Raw genomic sequence first — 16856 nt, 5'->3', positions numbered from 1 at the left:
GTCCCCGGCGGCGTCGTAGGCGAGGCCGAGCCGGTACCAGGCCCGCCAGTCGTCGGGGTGGGCCTCAGCCTCCGCGCGGTAAGCGGGGAACACGGCATCCCCGTCCTCGCGCAGGACGCGGCCGCTCGGGCGCACCGCGACCTCGTCGGCCGGCAGCCCTCCCTCAGCCTCCAGCCGCCGGCCGAGCTGCTGCGCACGGACGCCGAACCACAGCTCGCGGCCGAGCGCCCAGGCGGCGATGACCGGGAGGACGACGAGGGCGATGCCCATCGCGATGCCGATCGGATCGCCGCTCGCGATCAGCAGCCACGCGCGCTGCCCGACGAGCACGATGTACAGCGCGAGCAGCGCCGCCATGACGACGACGCCGATGCGAGCGCTCATGCGCCGGTCGCGCGGGCGACCTGGCCGGGCACCCCACCCTCGTCGACGGGTCGCCCGTCGGCGGGTGCCGTGCGACCGCCGATGCCGACGTCGATCAGGCTGTCGAGTCCGATGATGACTCCGGTGGCGTCGCGCGCCGCCGCGAGGGCGAGACGGATGCCGGGACCGTACGCCTGCGCGGGCTCCACGGTGTCGTGCACAATCGTGAGGGACTCGCCGGCTCCCGAGAGGACCGTCTCCTGGCGGGCGACGACTCCGGGGCGGCGCAGCGAGTGGATCGGCACGCTGGCGACCTGCTGTCCGCGGGCGCGCTGGTCGACGTGGGGCGACTCGACCGGGCCCACCGTCTCACGGGCGGACGCGATGAGCTCCGCGGTGCGCACCGCGGTGCCGCTCGGCGAGTCGATCTTGGTCTCGCGGTGCGCCTCGACGATCTCGATCGAGGGGAAGAAGGGCGCCGCGGCCGCCGCGAGGGCGGAGCCCAGCACCGAGCCGATCGAGAAGTTGGGGATGAAGACCGCGCCGGTGCCCGCCGCCTCGACGAGCGGGCGCACGAGAGCGATGCGCTCGGCGGACCACCCGGAGGTGCCCACAAGCACGTTGATGCGGCGCTCGATCGCCGCACGCACGACATCGATCGACACCGCCGGCGTCGAGGCGTCGACCACCAGATCGGCGCCGTCGAGCTCGGACAGCTCGGAGCGCGACGACAGGACGCCCGCGACCTCGAACCCGGGCTCGGCCTCGACCGCGTCGCGGATGATCGCGCCCAGCTTCCCAGTGCCGCCGACGATGGCCACGCGTGTCGTCATGGATCCATCCTAGGCGGCGCCCGGACACCACTCCTGGCGGGCGGCAGCCGCGCCGACGCCTACCCTGGAGGGGTGGTGAAACTGCGCTCCTCCCCCGTCGACGCACCCGATGCACACGCACTCCTGGCCGAGTACTTCCAGATCCGCACCGAAGGGTTCGCGGTCCAGGGCGTCTCGTATCGCACCACCTTCCCCGATCCGGCGGCGTTCATGCCGCCCGCAGGCGTCTTCGTCGTGCTCGACGACGACGAGGGCGTCGCCCAGGGCTGCGGCGGCATCCGTCTCATCCCGGAGGGGCCGCTCGGCACCCGCTACGAGCTCAAGCACCTCTACCTCCGCCCGTCCACGCGCGGCCGCGGCTGGGGGCGCCTCATCGTCGAGGACCTGGAGCGGCGAGCCCGCGAGTTCGGGGCGGCCGAGCTCGTGCTCGACACCCACCACTCGCTCGAGGCGGCCGGCGCCCTCTACGCGCGCACCGGCTTCGAGGCCATCGAGCCCTACAACGACAACCCCAACGCCTCCCGCTGGTACGGCAAGGCGCTCTGAGCGCAGGCCGGTCGTGGGCCGCGTCAGACCGGGTAGACCTCGGGAAGGCCGGTGCGCAGCTCGACGGGCAGGTGCGCCATGTCGTTGTGCGACAGGAGCGTCCACGGGCGCCCCTGCTTCTGCGCGATCACGGTCAGGCCGCAGTGCGCCTGGTTCAGCGTCATCCACCGCCAGTCCGGCGCCTGCAGCACCTCTCGGACGAACCACGCGATCACGAAGTTGTGCGTGATGAGCAGCTCGTGCACCTCGCCGCGCTTGCGGGCGAGGAACTCGCTCGTCGCATCGGCCATCTGTGCGCGTCCGGCCTCGACCTCGGCCTCGGTGACCGAGCCGAAGAACGGCTCGAAGGCCGCCGGCGTCTCGTCGGTCATGCCGGTGGGCACGCAGTCGAACAGCAGCGCCGACGGCTCGGGCGACAGCGACGGCATGCGCTCGGCCACCGCCCGTGCGGTCTGGCTCGCCCGCTCGAGCGGCGAGTGCCACACCGCGTCGAACGGAACCCCCGAGAGTCGATCCGCGAGCAGCGCCGCCTGCCGGCGCCCGCGAGGGGACAGTGGCCCGTCGATCAGTCCGTGCTCGGCATCCTGGTGTTCGCCGTGCCGCACGAGGTAGATGTAGTGCGTCACGCAGCTCACTCCGTCGGGGGTCACGTGCCGGGGAAGGCACTTCCTCCACACTACGACACCCCATAGACGCCGCCCGCGAGGCTGTGGAGGGGCGCGTCGCCCCCGCTCTGGGAGCGTTCGGCCCTACTCCGAGGCGCGCGCGATATCGGACAGCTGGGCCCGGCTGAGCCGGACGCCGACGCCCTGCACGAGCTCTTCGACGTGCTGCGGCGCGTACGCGTTCACGATCGGCGCGACGACGAGCTTCTGCGCGAGCAGCCACGCCATGGCCACCGCGGCGTCGGGCACGCCGAGCTCGGCACCGACGGCGTCGAGCGCACGGAGCGTCCGGCTGCCGCGACGATTCAGGTTCGCTGCCAGCTGCGCGCCGCGCACCGACAGGGCGCCCCGCAGCTTCGACCGCTGCCGGCCCGCCAGGAACCCGTGCTCGAGAGCGTGGGACGGCGTCACGGCCATCCCCTGCGCACCCGCGACGAGGCGCAGGTCGGCATCGAACTCGTGGCGGCGCAGCACGTTGAAGGGGACGTCCAGCACCGTGATGCGCGGATAGCCCGCCGACGCGAAGATGCGCGCCTCGACGAGCTGCGCCGCGCTGTAGCCGATGGCGCCCAGCGCCCGGACCTTGCCGGCCTCGACGAGCCATTCCGCCGTCGCGAGCGTGTCTTCGAGAGAGGATCCCGGGTCGGTCGTCGCATCGAGGTAGAGCACGTCGATGCGGTCGGTGCGCAGCCGCGTCAGCGAGGCCTCGACGGCCCGCACCAGGTTGACCGGCCCGAGCCCGGGGTTGTCGGCGTGGCCGCCGACGCGGACCGCGAGCACGATGTCGTCGCGCAGGCCGCGCGACTGCAGCCACTGGCCGATGATGTGCTCGCTGCGGCCGCTGGAGTAGCTGTCGGCGGTGTGCACCGCATTGCCGCCCAGCTCGACGTAGGCGTCGAGGATCGCATGGCTCGACTCCAGGTCGACGTTCCACCCGAATTCGGCGGCACCGAGGATCAGGGGGAACACGTCGGCGCCGCTCTCCCCGAGTGCGACGCGGACATTGCTGCCCACCGCAGGGCCCTGGACGGGGATCGGGGCGGACGGGTGCGGACCGCGTGCGCTGCCGCTCTGCGGCGTGGGAGCGGTGGTCGCGGCATCCGGGCTCGCCGGTGGGAGCGTCGAGTCAACGCCGAAGTAAGCCATGTCCCACCCCCTCACGACTGCCCCTCGGGGCTTCGTGATCACTGTGCGCGCGCCCCCCGGCGCGTACTCACAGGCTAGGACAGTCCGGACAGCACGCCGGTCACTGAGGCGAACTGTCGATAAACATTACATAACGCTTTCATCACGAGCCGCGGATCCTTGCCGATTTGTCCCCCTTTCGGGGGACAGATTGAGCGATCTGCCGACCGGACGACGGATGCCCGCCCCTCGCGCGAGGGACGGGCATCCGTGATTCTGCGGCTTCACGCCCACTGAACGCGGTCAGTGGGCGTGCGAGCCCTGCAGCGCTGCCGTTCAGCCTTCGGCGGGACCCTCGGGGCCTTCGCTGGCCGCAGCGCGGCCTTCCTGGTCGGCCGCCTCTTCGAGCACCGGCTCGAGCGAGAGCTTGCCGCGGTCGTCGATCTTCGTGATCTTCACGAGGAGCTTCTGACCGACGTTGAGCACGTCCTCGACGTTCTCCACGCGCTTGCCGCCGGCGAGCTTGCGGACCTCGCTGACGTGCAGCAGGCCGTCCTTGCCGGGCAGGAGCGAGATGAACGCGCCGAACGTCGCGATCTTCACGACCGTTCCGAGGAACTGCTCGCCGACCTCCGGGTTGGTGGGGTTGGCGATCGCGTTGACCTGGGCACGGGCGGCCTCGGCCGACGGGCCGTCGGTCGCGCCGATGTAGACGGTGCCGTCCTCCTCGATGGAGATCTGCGCGCCGGTCTCGTCCTGGATCGCGTTGATCGTCTTGCCCTTCGGGCCGATCAGCTCGCCGATCTTGTCGACCGGGATCTGCACGCTGATGACGCGCGGCGCCGTGGGCGCCATCTCGTCCGGACCGTCGATCGCGGCGTTGAGCACACCGAGGATCGTCAGGCGGGCCTCGCGGGCCTGCTGCAGCGCGGCGGTCAGCACCGACGACGGGATGCCGTCGAGCTTCGTGTCGAGCTGGATCGCCGTGACGAACTCGCTGGTGCCGGCCACCTTGAAGTCCATGTCACCCAGGGCGTCCTCGGCGCCGAGGATGTCGGTCAGCGCGGCGTAGCGCGTCTGTCCGTCGACCTCGTCCGACACGAGACCCATCGCGATGCCTGCGACGGGAGCGCGCAGCGGCACACCCGCGTTCAGCAGCGACAGCGTGGACGCGCACACCGAGCCCATCGACGTCGAGCCGTTGGAGCCGAGAGCCTCGGACACCTGACGGATCGCGTACGGGAACTCCTCGCGGCTGGGCAGCACCGGCACGAGCGCGCGCTCGGCGAGGAAGCCGTGCCCGATCTCGCGACGCTTCGGCGAACCGACGCGGCCGGTCTCACCGGTCGAGTAGGGCGGGAAGTTGTAGTGGTGCATGTAGCGCTTGTGCGTGACGGGCGACAGCGAGTCGATCTGCTGCTCCATCTTGAGCATGTTCAGCGTGGTGACGCCCAGGATCTGGGTCTCGCCGCGCTGGAAGATCGCCGAGCCGTGGACACGCGGGATGACCTGCACCTCGGCGTCGAGCGGACGGATGTCGGCGAGGCCGCGGCCGTCCATGCGGACACCCTCCGCGAGGATGCGACCGCGGACGATCTTCTTGGTCACCGACTTGTAGGCGGCCGAGAACTCGAGCGTCGCGACGGCGGGGAGCTCCCCGGCCTCGACGGCCGCGAGCAGCTGTCCCTTGACCTCGTCCTTGAGCGCGTCGTCGGCGTTCTGACGCTCCTGCTTCTCGGCGATCTGGTAGATCGGCACGAGACGGTCGTAGGCGCGACCCGCGACGAAGTCGTACGTCTCCTGGCTGTAGGGCAGGAAGACCGGGAATTCCTTGATCTCCTTGGCAGCCGTGTTGGCGACGACGTTCTGCGCGGCGACGAGCTGCTTGATGAAGGGCTTCGAGGCCTCGAGGCCCTCGGCCACGACCTGCTCGTTCGGCTTGGTCGCGCCGCCCTTGATGAGGTTCCACGAACCCTCGGTGGCCTCGGCCTCGACCATCATGATCGCGACGTCCTCGTTGCCATCGGCATCGGTGATGACGCGACCGGCGACGATGAGGTCGAAGACGGCGTCCTCGAGCTGCGTCACGGTCGGGAAGGCGATCCACTGGTCGGCGTTCTCGCCGTGGCCGGGGATGAGCGCGAGGCGCACACCGGCGATCGGGCCCGAGAACGGCAGACCCGAGATCTGGGTCGACAGCGAGGCCGCGTTGATCGCGAGCGCGTCGTAGAACTCGCCCGGCGCGATCGAGAGCACGGTCACGACGATCTGCACCTCGTTGCGGAGGCCGTCGACGAACGACGGGCGCAGCGGGCGGTCGATGAGACGGCACACCAGGATCGCCTCGGTCGAGGGGCGACCCTCGCGGCGGAAGAACGAACCGGGGATCTTGCCCGCGGCGTACGAGCGCTCTTCGACGTCGACGGTCAGCGGGAAGAAGTCGAAGCCCTCGCGGGGCTGCTTGCTCGCGCTCGTGGCCGAGAGGAGCATCGTCTCCTCGTCGAGGTAGGCGGCGACCGCGCCCTGCGCCTGCTGCGCGAGACGTCCGGTCTCGAACCGGACGGTACGGGTGCCGAAGCGGCCGTTGTCGAGAACGGCTTCCGCGGCGGTGATTTCAGGACCTTCCAAGAGGTCTCTCCTTCTTTGTTTAGGCTCGCACGCGCGTTTCGCGCACGAGCTTGTGCGAAGGAGCAGGAACAGGCAGATCTCGGCGCGCGGCGATCGCCGCGATTCGCGCCAGCACTGGCCACCAGTAGAAATCCACCCGGCGCCGGCGCGACGAGGAGACCACCACAGGGGACCAGCTAGCTGCCGGCCTGCTCCGTGAGCTCATATTGAATTGAGCGGATGCCCGAGGGCAGCCTGTCCGATCCTATCAGTGGTGCCCGTCCCGGCCTCACCGTCGGCGGGCCGCGGGGAAACTCCGAATGACATCGTCGCCGGGCGTGCGTAGGGTGGGGGTCATGAGCACCGACGAGAAGCCGGCGGGCGCGGCATCCGATGAGATGAAGCGCAAGTTCAAGGAAGCACTCGACAAGAAGAATGCGCAGCACCGCGAAGGAGAGTCCCACCTCGACGGAGACTCGGCCGTTCACGGGACCCACGGGGCTGTGACCAAGCGCGAGTTCCGCCGCAAGAGCGGCTGACGATCGAAGGCCGGCATGAGCGACTTCCGTGAGCGGATCCCCGACGACGAGCGCGATGTGCCGCTCGACGACGACGCCGAGTTCGAGCTGCCACCGGCGACCCTCGACCCGATGGAATCGGTCGAGAAGCAGGTCGACGAGCTCGATCTGGAGGAGCGGGAGTCGGCCGTCGAGTCCGGCGAGCTCGATCCCGACGCGTGAGCGACGGCTCCCCGCACCAGGAGGACGCCGCAGCCGTGGCAGATGACGTCGCGGGCGTCGCGCCCGACAGGGTGCGGCGGCTCCGCCGGGAGGCATGGGGCTTCGCGATCGGCTCGCTGTGCTTCTTCGCGGGAGCGCTGCCGCTGTATGCGGACTGGGCTGGCACGGTGTGGACCAACGTCACGTTCTTCGTCGGCTCCATGTTCTTCACCGTCGCGGCGCTGATCCAGCTGCTTCTCAGTGGACGCCGTCCACCGAGAGGACGCACGAACCGGCCCGACCGCGCGGACTGGTGGTCCGCCGCCATCCAGTTCGCCGGGACGCTGCTGTTCAACGCCTCGACGCTCGTCGCACTGCTCGCCGCGATAGCCCGTCCCGACGCGGTCGGCGTCGGATGGCGCCCCGACGCCTGGGGGTCGGTCGCGTTCCTGGTGTCGAGTTTCCTGGCGATCGAGGCCACCCGCGGTCGGGAGCGCCTGTGGGATCGCGATGCCCGCACCTGGCACGGCACCGGCCTCAACATGCTCGGGTCGATCGCGTTCGGCGTGTCCGCGGTCGCGGCCTATGTGGTGCCGGCCACGGGCGATCTCGTCAGCGTGAGGTGGACGAACCTCGGCACCGCGATCGGTGCACTCTGCTTCTTCGCCGCCGCCGTGCTGTCACGCCGCACCATCCACCACGGCGACATCCTCAAGCGCCTTCGCCGTCACCCGGCGGGGTGAACCGGTCGCACCGCGAAACGCGCGCCCAGCCTGCCGACGCAGAACTCCGCGCCCCGGTGCCGTGGCACGAGGGCGCGGAGGTCTCCGGGTCAGCGCGTGAGCTGCGCGGCACGTTCCCGCGCGCGCTGCTCCTTGGCCTCCGCCTCCACGACGGCGGCCTCCTCGAGGCCCTGGACGCCCACGGCATCCGGCGACTCCGACATCCCGTCGTGGTCGCTGCCCGACAGCGTGGCCTCGTCGAACGGCAGCTCGCCGGCGAGCACCCGCCGGGCGCGCGCGGCGTCGAACTCCTTCGTCCACGAGCCGATCAGCACGGTCGCCACCGCGTTCCCGGTGAAGTTCGTGAGAGCGCGGCCCTCCGACATGAACCGGTCGATGCCGACGATGACGCCGACGCCGTTGACGAGGTCGGGGCGGTAGGCCTGAAGGCCGCCGGCCAGAGTCGCCAGACCTGCGCCGGTGACGCCGGCGGCCCCCTTCGACGCGATGATCATGAACACCAGCAGGCCGATCTGCTCGCCGATCGACATGGGCGCGCCCATGCCGCTGGCGATGAACAGCGACGCCATCGTGAGGTAGATCGCCGTGCCGTCGAGGTTGAAGGAGTACCCGGTGGGCACGGTGATGCCGACGACGGGCTTGGAGACGCCCAGGTGCTCCATCTTCGCGATCAGGCGCGGCAGCGCCGACTCCGAAGACGACGTTCCCACGATGAGGAGGTACTCGCGGGCGAGGTACTTGATGAGGCTGAAGATGCTCACCCGGGTCACCGCGTACAGCAGCGTGCCGAGGATCCCGACGATGAACACGATGCAGGTGATGTAGAACGCGACCATGAGCAGGCCAAGGCTCCAGATCGCCGCGATGCCGGTGTCGCCGACGACGGCGGCGATCGCGCCGAACGCGCCGATCGGCGCCAGCCAGAGGATCATGCCCAGGATGCGGAAGACCAGCGCCTGCAGGTGCTTCACCGCGTTCATGATCGGCTGCCCCTTGGCGCCCATCTGCTGGAGCGCGAAGCCGACGAGCAGGGCGATGAACAGCACCTGGAGGACGCTCTCCCCCGTGAAGGCGGAGAAGAATGTCGTGGGGATGATGCCGAGGAGGAACTGCTCGGTCGTCTTGGCCTCGGCCGTAGCCTCATAGGTCGCGGTCGCCATGTTGAGGCCCTCGCCGGGATGCAGGAGGTTGCCGACGACGAGGCCGATCGCGAGCGCGAACGTGGACATCACCATGAAGTACAGGAGGGCGAGCCCGCCGATCTTGCCGACCGTCGCGGCCTTCGCGATCGAGCCGACGCCCACGACGATCGTGCAGAAGATGATCGGCGCGATCATCATCTTGATGAGGCTGACGAACGCGACGCCGAGGGGCCGCATCGCCTGTCCCACCTCGGGCCAGAGAAGCCCCACCGCCGCGCCCAGCACCACCGCGGCGATCACCGCGACATAGAGCCACGTGTGCTTGTCCCATGCCTGCTTGCCACGGCGCCAGTTGAAGCCGGGAAGGGTGAACGAAGTCGTCCGGGTCGAAAGAGCCATCATCGCCTCCTGTGTGAACAGTCGTTGTCCGAGCCGCCGGAACCGGATGCGGGTCCGGCGTTGTGCCCAGCGTGCGCGTCGCCGGTGGGTGCGGTGAGTTGTGGTCGTATTGGTCGCGGAATCACGGGCCCGCGATCGACGCCGGCGGGGGAGGATGGAGCGAGCACAGCCACGAGGAGGTCGCATGCGCGCAGACGCTCGCCGTGTCAGCGCGGCGTCGCTGGTCTTCGTCGCCGTGGCGGCCGCCGTCGCCGTCCTCGTCGCGCTGCTCGCGGTGCTCCTCGTCCTCGATGCGCAGCGCTCCGCCCGGGCGGAGGCAGAGGAGGTGACGCGGGGGGTCGCGACGTCGATCGCCGTCGCACCGTCCGTGGCGGACGCTCTCGCCGCCGGCGACGCCACCGCCGTCCTCCAGCCGTTCGCGGAGGGCATTATGGCCGGCGCCGGCGTGGACTTCGTCACGATCATGACGCCCGACGGCATCCGCGTCACCCACCGCGATCCCGCCGAGATCGGGCGCACGTATCTCGGAACGATCCCGACGGAGCCCGTGCCGCTGACCGAGGAGTTCGCGGGCACGCTCGGCCCGTCGGTGCGGACGATCGTGCCGGTCGAAGCGGATGGCGTCGTCGTCGGCTGGGTGTCGGTGGGCCGGACCGTGGGCAGCATCGCCTCCGACCTCCTCCCCCGGCTTCCGTTCGTCATCGTGATCGTGCTCGCCGTGCTCGTGGCGGGCCTCGCGGGCGCCCTCCTCGCCCGGCGCACCACGCGCCGGCTGGCGGGGGATCTGCCGGCCGGCAGCATCCGCGACGCCGTCGCCTCATACGAGTCGATGCGCACCCTGGGCGAGGCGCTCCGGGCGCAGACGCACGAGCACGGCAACCGCATGCACACCGCCGTGTCGCTGCTCGAGCTCGGCCGCACCCGGGAGGCGATCGAGATCCTCACCGAGACGTCCCGCCAGAGTCAGGCGCTGGTCGACCAGGTCGCCGCGCGCCGCGACGGCGACCCGACGGTGGGCGCGCTGCTCCTGGGGAAGGCGGCGCAGGCTCGCGAGCACGGCGTCGAGTGGAGTGCCGAGATCGACCCCGCCGCCCCGCGCAGTGTGCTCTCGCCGGTGGACGCCGTCTCGGTGGTCGGCAACCTCATCGACAACGCGCTGGATGCCGCGGCCTCGGGCGAGCCGCCGCGCTGGGTGCGCATCGCCTTCGAGCCGGCCCTGCCCGGCGGGCTCCGGATCGTCGTGACCGACAGCGGCTCCGGCATCCCGGACGATCTGCGGGAGCGGGTGTTCGAGCACGGGTTCTCGACCAAGCCCGCGGGCGCGGACGGGCGTGGCGTCGGCCTGGCGCTCGTGCGGTCGATCGTCGAGGACGCGGGCGGGAGCATCTCGATCGACGCCGCGCCGACCACCTTCACGGCCGTGCTGCCCGCGAGACGGCCGTGATCGGGGTGCTGCTCGTCGACGACGACGCGCTGACGCTCGAGATGCACCGCACCTATGTGGAGCGGCTCGACGGGTTCCGCGTGGCCGCGGAGTGCACGGGTGCGCGGGCGGCCGTGGCGGCCATCCTCGGCCGAGCCGCAGACATCGATCTCGTGCTCCTCGACGTCACGATGCCGGACGGCACCGGACTCGACGTCCTGCGACAGATCCGCGCGCGGGCGTCCGATGTCGACGTCATCGCGGTCACCGGCGTCCGCGATGCCGACGTGGTGCGCCAGATGGTCAGCCTGGGGGTCTCGCAGTACCTGGTCAAGCCGTTCACGTTCGGCGTCTTCCGCGAGCGCCTCGAGCAGTACCGCGAGTATCGCCAGCGGGCGGCGGAAGCGGCGGGGTCGCCGACGCAGTCGGAGATCGACGCGCTGCTCGGCGCATTCCGTCCCGCGCTGCCCGTGGCCCTCCCCAAGGGACTGGCGGGCGACACCCTCGCGAAGGTGACGGCCGATGTGCGGGAGCACGGACCGGTGTCGGCTGGGGAGTCCGCCGCGCGGCTCGGGATGTCGCGCGTCGCGGCACGCCGCTACCTCGAGCACCTGGTCGAGGCGGGCCGGGTGAGCCGTTCGCCGCGCTACGGCACCCCGGGCCGGCCCGAGTCGGAGTACGCCTGGCTGGACGGCGCCTGACACCGCAGGAGCCGCGTCGGTGCCGCTCCGGGAGCCCCGGTGCCCGTCAGGTGGTCCGGCTCCGGGAGCGCACCTCGCCGCCCCCGCCGATGACGACGTACGCGCTGTGCTTCGGTGCGACGCCGTCGCCCGCCGTGCGTCCCCTCAGACGGCGCCAGGCCCACGGCAGGACGTCGCGGCTCAGCCACGTCCCCTGCGCGACCGGGTCGTCGTCGGCGTGGAGGGCGGCGTCGAGTCCGCCGAGCGCCTCGGCATCGCGGACGCCGAGGGTCTCGGCCGCGCGATAGGCCAGGAACCGGTGTCCTCGCGAACGCAGGTGCACCCGGTCGGACGCCCACAGGTCGAGGTCTCCGATGGCGGGGATAGCGTCGAGGTCGAGCAGCAGGGCGCCGGTGCCTGCGGCGATCCGCCGCAGCTCGGAGGCGAACGCGGCGAACCTGCGCTCGAACAGGACCGCCGCACGTCGGCGCGGAAGGAACGGCGTGACGAGGAGGACGTCGATGCCGGCGTCCCGCAGCGTGCGGACGGACGCCTCCAGCTCCGCCGCGAGCCGGGCGATGTCGACGCGCCGGCCGACGAGATCATTGGCGCCCATCAGGATCGACACGAGGTCGGGCCGCAGTGACAGCGCCTGCGGTAGCTGCTCTGCCGTGAGGTGACGCACCCGGCGACTGCGCACGGCGAGGTTCGCGTAGCGGAACGGCGCCGTGCCGGTCGCCTCGTGCGCGAGCAGCTGCGCCAGGCGATCCGCCCAGCCGCGGTACTGCCCCGCCGGCATACGGGAGGTGTCGCAGAGTCCTTCGGTGAGCGAGTCGCCGAGGGCGACGTAACGCGACCAGCGCGGCCGGACCGCGGCCACGGCGGCGGGCGACGATGGACGGATGCCGGCACGCCGGCGCTGTGCGTCGTCGAGGGGGCGCAGCATCCGTGCGTCCTCGTAGTGCCCGACGAGCTGACGGCACAGGGCATCCCACGAGCGGTCGCGCACCGAATCGCGGGCCGCCACCGCGAAGGCACGGCGCTTGCCCGCGTCGCCGGCGAGGTCGGCGACGCGGGCGCGGAGGTCACGCAGATCGCCGGGGCGGTACAGCCAGCCGTCGACGCTCGATCGCACCAGGTCGACGGGCCCGCCGATCCCGGTCGCCACGACGGGCACGCCGCTGGCGAGAGCCTCCTGGATCGTCTGGCCGAACGTCTCGCTCTCCCCCGGATGCACGAACACGTCGAAGCTCGCCAGTGCCTCGGCGAGCGCGCTGCCGGTGAGGTGACCGGTGAACACGGCATCGGGCAGCGCCCGCTCGAGCGCGGGGCGCGCGGGCCCGTCGCCGACGATCACCAGGCGCGTGCCGTCGATGCCGGCGAGCGCGGCGAGGTCTTCGACCTGCTTCTCGGGTGCGAGCCGGCCGACGTAGCCCACGATCGTGCGGCCCGGGGCGACGCGCGCGCGCCACGTGTCGCTCCGCCGCTCCGGGCCGAAGCGGGCGGTGTCGACGCCCCGGCCCCATCGGCGCAGCCTGTCGACGCCGAGAGCTTCGAGCTGCTGCAGAGACGCTGTCGACGGAGCCAGCGTGAGTGTGGCGCGCCGGTGCAGCCGCGCGACGTGGCGGCCGACGAGGGCCGCGGCCTGCGGCATCCCGTACTTCTCCGCGTACGCGACGACGTCGGTCTGATAGACCGCGACGGCCGGCACGCGCAGCGCGTCGGCGGCGGCGAGGCCCTGCCAGCCCAGCACGAACGGCGACGCCAGGTGCACGACGTCGGGCCGGAACTCGCGGAGGATCGCCGTCAGGCGCGCGGCCCGGGCGAAGACGATGCGCACCTCCGGGTACGACGGCAGCGGCGTCGACCGCAGCAGCTCGGTGCGGGCGCCGTGGAGGTCGGTGGTGATCTCGCCGGCGCGCGGCGCGATGACGAGGGTCTCGTGGCCTTCGGCGGCGAGATGACGGAGGACATGGAGCACCGAACCCGTCACCCCGTTCATGTGGGGCAGGAACGACTCGGCGAGCAGTGCGACTCTCACGCCTCCAGGGTGACCGGGTGGAACGGGGCGGATGCCGCGAACCGGCGCGCGCACGGAAGTGTTCACCCGATGCACCTCGGCACGCCACCGGACGTGCCCCGTTCCGTCGCCGTTCACCGCGGCGGAGTACCAAGGAGACGTGGTCGAGGAGCTGCTGATCGAGGTCGCGCGGAGTCCGTGGGCACTCGTCGTGCTGTTCGCGCTGGTTCTGGGCGACGCGTTCCTCGTGGTGATCCCGGGCGAGGCGGCGGTGACGGCGTTCGGCGCCCTCTCGGTGTCCGGCGGGGAGCCGCCCCTGGGCGCGGTCATCGCGGTCGCGACCGTCGCCGCGATCGCCGGGGACGCCGCCTGCTATCTCGTCGGGCGCACGATCGGGCTCGACCGGTGGCGCTGGATGCGGGCACCGCGCGTGCGTGCCGCGCTGACGTGGGCGCAGGCGCGCCTCGAGCAGCGGACGGCGCTCGTGCTGTTCACCGCGCGCTTCATCCCGTTCGCCCGTCTCGCGGTCAACCTCGCCGTGGGGGCGACCCGGATCGGCGCGGCGCGGTATCTCGCCGTCGACGCGCTGGCGGCATCTCTGTGGGCGCTGTATCAGGCGCTCATCGGCGCGGCGGTGGCGACGTTGCTGCCCGGCGGGCCGGTGGTCGCCGTGGTCGTCTCGGTGGTGGTGGCGGTGGGCGTCGGCATCGGCATCGACGCGGTGCTCGCGCGTCGCCTGCGCGGCGGCCGTGCCGTCGGCTCGCGCGTCGACCGTCGGCGCGACCAGCCAGGATGGACTCGTGGCAGACGAGACCTTTGACGCATACGATGAGCGGTTCCTCGGCATCCCGCTCCCCCTCCCGCGCCCGTCGGCGGCGCGTGAGGTGCGCCTCCTCACCTACCCGCGGTTCACGATCCTGCTCGAGCCGCAGCGGCGGCTCGCCGTGGTGACGGCGGTGAACATCGACGGCTCTTCGCTGCGCGACCTGCCACGCACGGGCGAATGGCAGCTGGATACCCGGGCACCCGCGGCGGAGCAGGCCGGCCCCGCCGTCTACGCGTCGAACGACCTCGATCGCGGGCACCTGGTGCGTCGCCGGGATCCGGGATGGGGCACGACCGCGCAGGCGCGCGAGGCGATGGAGGCCACCTTCGTCTATCCCAACGCGGCCCCGCAAGCGAGCGGGTTCAATCAGTCGAAGGAGCTGTGGCTGGGTCTCGAGGACCATGTGCTGGAGTTCGCCGACACGACCGACGAGCGGCTGAGCGTCTTCACGGCCCCGGTCCTCGCCGACGACGACCCGCCGTATCGCGGCATCCGCATCCCACGCCGCTTCTTCAAGGTCGCCGCGTGGGCGACACAGGAGGGAGGGCCATCGCCGCGCCTTGCGGCGGCGGGCTTCCTGCTGGACCAGTCGGAGCTCATCGACGTGACGCAGGGAGCCCTCGCCGTGCCCTCGCTGGGTGCCTTCCGCACGTTCCAGGTGCCGATCGCCGACATCGAGACGCTCACCGGTGTCGATCTCGGAGAGCTCGTCGACGCCGACGTGATGCGCCAGGTCGGGCGTGCCGGCACCGCGGTGCGCGGAGAGGACGCGTGGCGCCCCCTCCGCGCACCGGAGGACATCGTGCTGGACTGAGGGTTCGCGGGGCTACTCCCCCGCGAGACCGCCCAGCAGGTGGCCGAACGAGCGGCCCTCGCCCAAGTAGTTGGCGGGATCGAACGGATCCGAGTCCGTCGCCGGCTCCCGCCGCGCGATCGCATCGGCGAGCTCGCGCGCACCGCGGTCGATCCGCTCTGCGAGCGGCGCGATGTTGTCGGCCGACGCACCCCAGTCGCTCGAAGCGGCGAACACGCCGGTCGAGACCGGCTCGGCGTGCAGGTACGTGAACAGCGGCCGGATCGCGTAGTCGATCGCGAGCGAGTGGCGGGCGGTGCCCGCGTTCGCGCCGATCAGCACGGGCTTGCCGGTGAGGGCATCGGGGTCGAGCACGTCGATGAAGGACTTGAACAGCCCCGAGTAGCTCGTGGAGAAGATCGGCGTGACCGCGATGACCGCGTCGGCCGAGACGACCGCGTTGATCACGGACTCCAGGGCGGGCGGAGCGAACCCCGTCAGGAGGTTGTTCGTGATGTCGTGCGCGTAGTCGCGCAGCTCGAAGACGTCGACCTCGATCTCGATGCCCCGCTCCGACAGCTGCTTCGTCGTCGCGGCGGCGAGCCGGTCGGCGAGCATGCGCGTCGAGGACGGGTTCGACAGGCCTGCCGAGATGACGGCGATGCGGCGCGCGGTCATGTCACGCCTCCTTCCGGCCGAGGCCGAACGCGGCGCCCGCGGGCGCCGGGCTGTCCTGGTACGGGCTGGTTCCCACGAGGTTGTCGCCGCGGTTCGCTCCGGGCACCGCCTGGCGCGGCGCCTGGTCGCCATAGGCCGCGGCCACGAGGTTCGCGTGGGTCGGGGCATCCGGGACCTCCGGCGCGCGGTTCTTCTGCAGCTCCTTGCGGAGCACCGGGACGACCTCGCCGCCCAGGATGTCGAGCTGCTCGAGCACCGTCTTCAGCGGCAGGCCGGCGTGGTCCATGAGGAAGAGCTGGCGCTGGTAGTCGCCGTACGTGTCGCGCATGGCGGCGTAGCGATCGATCACCTGCTGGGGCGAGCCCACGGTGAGGGGCGTCATCTCGCTGAAGTCCTCGAGCGACGGGCCGTGGCCGTAGACCGGCGCGTTGTCGAAGTACGGGCGGAACTGCGTCACCGCGTCCTGCGACTTCGAGGCCATGAACACCTGGCCGCCGAGGCCCACGATCGCCTGCTCGGGCGTGCCGTGACCGTAGTGCGCGTAGCGCTGACGGTACAGCTGGATCAGGCGCTGGTAGTGCTCCTTCGGCCAGAAGATGTTGTTCGCGAAGAAGCCGTCGCCGTAGTACGCCGCCTGCTCCGCGATCTCGGGGGTGCGGATCGAGCCGTGCCACACGAACGGCGCCACGCCGTCGAGCGGACGCGGGGTCGACGTGAAGCCCTGCAGGGGCGTGCGGAACTGACCCTCCCAGTCCACGACGTCCTCACGCCACAGGCGATGCAACAGGTTGTAGTTCTCGATCGCGAGCGGCAGGCCCTGGCGGATGTCCTTGCCGAACCACGGATATACCGGGCCGGTGTTGCCGCGCCCGATCATGAGGTCGGTCCGCCCGCCCGACACGTGCTGCAGCATCGCGTAGTCCTCGGCGATCTTCACCGGGTCGTTGGTGGTGATGAGCGTCGTCGCGGTCGACAGGATGAGCCGCTCGGTCTGCGCGGCGATGTACGCGAGCGTCGTGGTGGGCGACGACGACCAGAACGGCGGGTTGTGGTGCTCGCCGAGGGCGAAGACATCCAGGCCCACCTCCTCGGCGTGCTTGGCGATCTCGATGGTCGCCCGGATCCTCTCGGCCTCACTGGGCGTGGTGCCGTCGGTCGGGTCCTGGGTGATGTCGCTCACCGTGAAGATGCCGAACTGCATTCCCGACCACGTGGTGCTCTCGCTCACGATCGCTTCTCCGCTCCCCTGACTCAGGGCTCCGTTCGCCGTGCGGGATCTCCGTCGCGGACGAAT

At 71.3% G+C, this 16856-nt stretch carries 17 protein-coding genes; 8 read left to right on the top strand and 9 right to left on the bottom strand.

The window, feature by feature from the left end:
* Window positions 1-384 (bottom strand): hypothetical protein (locus ACI3KX_RS11195; protein ID WP_404909804.1); only part of this gene is annotated, 384 nt, incomplete at its 3' end.
* Window positions 381-1196 (bottom strand): 4-hydroxy-tetrahydrodipicolinate reductase, encoded by an 816-nt coding sequence (locus ACI3KX_RS11190; RefSeq protein ID WP_404909802.1) that lies wholly within the window; start codon window positions 1194-1196, stop codon window positions 381-383. The genes ACI3KX_RS11195 and ACI3KX_RS11190, both read right to left, overlap by 4 nt.
* Before the next feature lie 72 nt (window positions 1197-1268).
* Here ACI3KX_RS11190 and ACI3KX_RS11185 point away from each other — a divergent pair, with 72 nt between their 5' ends.
* On the top strand, window positions 1269-1742 hold the full coding sequence (locus ACI3KX_RS11185) for a GNAT family N-acetyltransferase (RefSeq protein ID WP_404909800.1): 474 nt from the start codon (window positions 1269-1271) through the stop codon (window positions 1740-1742).
* 23 nt (window positions 1743-1765) lie between these two features.
* Here ACI3KX_RS11185 and ACI3KX_RS11180 read toward each other — a convergent pair whose 3' ends face one another.
* From ACI3KX_RS11180 to ACI3KX_RS11170, 3 genes are all read right to left on the bottom strand, one after another.
* The gene (locus ACI3KX_RS11180; RefSeq protein ID WP_349427045.1) at window positions 1766-2368 is read right to left on the bottom strand and encodes a histidine phosphatase family protein; all 603 of its coding nucleotides are present in this window, start codon (window positions 2366-2368) and stop codon (window positions 1766-1768) included.
* Between the two features lie 123 nt (window positions 2369-2491).
* On the bottom strand, window positions 2492-3553 hold the full coding sequence (locus tag ACI3KX_RS11175; RefSeq protein ID WP_404909798.1) for an aldo/keto reductase: 1062 nt from the start codon (window positions 3551-3553) through the stop codon (window positions 2492-2494).
* Window positions 3554-3868: 315 nt separating this feature from the next.
* Window positions 3869-6160: a polyribonucleotide nucleotidyltransferase gene (locus ACI3KX_RS11170; RefSeq protein ID WP_349427043.1), complete on the bottom strand. Its 2292-nt coding sequence runs from the start codon at window positions 6158-6160 to the stop codon at window positions 3869-3871.
* A gap of 335 nt (window positions 6161-6495) precedes the next feature.
* Here ACI3KX_RS11170 and ACI3KX_RS11165 point away from each other — a divergent pair, with 335 nt between their 5' ends.
* Genes ACI3KX_RS11165 through ACI3KX_RS11155 form a run of 3 tightly spaced genes read left to right on the top strand, consistent with a single transcriptional unit; the run spans window position 6496 to window position 7601 of the window.
* Entirely contained in the window at window positions 6496-6678 is a 183-nt protein-coding gene (locus tag ACI3KX_RS11165; protein WP_308869768.1) for a DUF5302 domain-containing protein, read from the top strand.
* Window positions 6679-6693: 15 nt separating this feature from the next.
* A complete protein-coding gene (locus ACI3KX_RS11160) occupies window positions 6694-6879 on the top strand; it encodes a hypothetical protein (RefSeq protein ID WP_363357702.1) in 186 nt (61 codons plus the stop codon).
* Window positions 6876-7601 carry a YrhK family protein gene (locus ACI3KX_RS11155; protein WP_404909795.1) on the top strand — a complete coding sequence of 242 codons (726 nt, stop codon included), beginning with the start codon at window positions 6876-6878 and terminating at the stop codon, window positions 7599-7601. The genes ACI3KX_RS11160 and ACI3KX_RS11155 overlap by 4 nt, the downstream gene beginning before the upstream one ends.
* Window positions 7602-7690: 89 nt before the next feature.
* On the opposite strand, the gene ACI3KX_RS11150 is transcribed toward ACI3KX_RS11155, so the two are convergent.
* The gene (locus ACI3KX_RS11150) at window positions 7691-9142 is read right to left on the bottom strand and encodes a cation:dicarboxylate symporter family transporter (protein WP_404909794.1); all 1452 of its coding nucleotides are present in this window, start codon (window positions 9140-9142) and stop codon (window positions 7691-7693) included.
* Window positions 9143-9326: 184 nt separating this feature from the next.
* Here ACI3KX_RS11150 and ACI3KX_RS11145 point away from each other — a divergent pair, with 184 nt between their 5' ends.
* Window positions 9327-10586 carry an ATP-binding protein gene (locus ACI3KX_RS11145; protein WP_404909792.1) on the top strand — a complete coding sequence of 420 codons (1260 nt, stop codon included), beginning with the start codon at window positions 9327-9329 and terminating at the stop codon, window positions 10584-10586.
* The gene (locus tag ACI3KX_RS11140) at window positions 10583-11266 is read left to right on the top strand and encodes a response regulator (RefSeq protein ID WP_404909790.1); all 684 of its coding nucleotides are present in this window, start codon (window positions 10583-10585) and stop codon (window positions 11264-11266) included. Before ACI3KX_RS11145 ends, ACI3KX_RS11140 begins: the two co-directional genes overlap by 4 nt.
* 46 nt (window positions 11267-11312) lie before the next feature.
* Here ACI3KX_RS11140 and ACI3KX_RS11135 read toward each other — a convergent pair whose 3' ends face one another.
* Window positions 11313-13286 carry a glycosyltransferase gene (locus ACI3KX_RS11135; protein ID WP_404909788.1) on the bottom strand — a complete coding sequence of 658 codons (1974 nt, stop codon included), beginning with the start codon at window positions 13284-13286 and terminating at the stop codon, window positions 11313-11315.
* 139 nt (window positions 13287-13425) lie between these two features.
* Between ACI3KX_RS11135 and ACI3KX_RS11130 the strand changes: the two genes are divergently transcribed.
* A complete protein-coding gene (locus tag ACI3KX_RS11130) occupies window positions 13426-14085 on the top strand; it encodes a DedA family protein (protein ID WP_404909787.1) in 660 nt (219 codons plus the stop codon).
* Complete coding sequence (locus ACI3KX_RS11125; protein WP_404909786.1) at window positions 14066-14905, top strand: DNA/RNA non-specific endonuclease; 840 nt, start codon at window positions 14066-14068, stop codon at window positions 14903-14905. The genes ACI3KX_RS11130 and ACI3KX_RS11125 overlap by 20 nt, the downstream gene beginning before the upstream one ends.
* A 12-nt stretch (window positions 14906-14917) precedes the next feature.
* Here ACI3KX_RS11125 and ACI3KX_RS11120 read toward each other — a convergent pair whose 3' ends face one another.
* Complete coding sequence (locus ACI3KX_RS11120) at window positions 14918-15562, bottom strand: FMN reductase (RefSeq protein ID WP_363357710.1); 645 nt, start codon at window positions 15560-15562, stop codon at window positions 14918-14920.
* Window position 15563: 1 nt separating this feature from the next.
* Complete coding sequence (locus tag ACI3KX_RS11115; protein WP_404909806.1) at window positions 15564-16763, bottom strand: LLM class flavin-dependent oxidoreductase; 1200 nt, start codon at window positions 16761-16763, stop codon at window positions 15564-15566.
* Window positions 16764-16856: the final 93 nt, after the last annotated feature.

The organism is Microbacterium sp. ZW CA_36, from assembly GCF_044987475.1.
GTDB lineage: Bacteria > Actinomycetota > Actinomycetes > Actinomycetales > Microbacteriaceae > Microbacterium.
This window is presented reverse-complemented; position numbering and strand designations above follow the sequence as displayed.

Coding starts and splice junctions, on each gene's coding strand:
- ACI3KX_RS11190 (WP_404909802.1), bottom strand. CDS start 1,196: ATGACGACACGCGTGGCCATCGTCGGCGGCACTGGGAAGCTGGGCGCG.
- ACI3KX_RS11175 (WP_404909798.1), bottom strand. CDS start 3,553: ATGGCTTACTTCGGCGTTGACTCGACGCTCCCACCGGCGAGCCCGGAT.
- ACI3KX_RS11165 (WP_308869768.1), top strand. CDS start 6,496: ATGAGCACCGACGAGAAGCCGGCGGGCGCGGCATCCGATGAGATGAAG.
- ACI3KX_RS11160 (WP_363357702.1), top strand. CDS start 6,694: ATGAGCGACTTCCGTGAGCGGATCCCCGACGACGAGCGCGATGTGCCG.
- ACI3KX_RS11150 (WP_404909794.1), bottom strand. CDS start 9,142: ATGGCTCTTTCGACCCGGACGACTTCGTTCACCCTTCCCGGCTTCAAC.
- ACI3KX_RS11145 (WP_404909792.1), top strand. CDS start 9,327: ATGCGCGCAGACGCTCGCCGTGTCAGCGCGGCGTCGCTGGTCTTCGTC.
- ACI3KX_RS11120 (WP_363357710.1), bottom strand. CDS start 15,562: ATGACCGCGCGCCGCATCGCCGTCATCTCGGCAGGCCTGTCGAACCCG.
- ACI3KX_RS11115 (WP_404909806.1), bottom strand. CDS start 16,763: ATGCAGTTCGGCATCTTCACGGTGAGCGACATCACCCAGGACCCGACC.